The 249-nt window shown below is 36.9% G+C and carries 1 protein-coding gene; it reads left to right on the top strand.

Features of this window, described 5'->3' with window-relative positions:
• Positions 1-91: 91 nt before the first annotated feature.
• A partial coding sequence (locus M3600_RS29510; protein WP_396953859.1) for a transposase occupies positions 92-249 on the top strand: 158 nt, incomplete at its 3' end.

Here is a 249-nt window from a genome sequence, read left to right as displayed (position 1 = left end):
TTGCATGTGAAAAATGTGGGGGTGAAATGTATCCTGAGTATTATAAAGGGGTACATGGCATAGAGTACAAATTATCGGATATTCTCTAACCATGAAAAGGACCGGGCTATGCCCGGTTTTTCTTATGGCCAAATTTTCAATAGAAGAAAAAATTAGTGCCGTTTTGGAATATATAGATGGTGATGATGGCGTAAATACAATAGCGAGAAAAATTGGGGTTAGCTATGCTCTATTCCAAGATTGGATTAA

Origin of the sequence: Niallia sp. MER 6 (assembly GCF_023714395.1) — a bacterium.
In the GTDB taxonomy this organism is placed as follows: Bacteria; Bacillota; Bacilli; order Bacillales; family Cytobacillaceae; genus Niallia.
The sequence above is the reverse complement of the archived record's forward strand: the minus strand, read 5'-3'. Positions and strand labels throughout refer to the sequence as shown.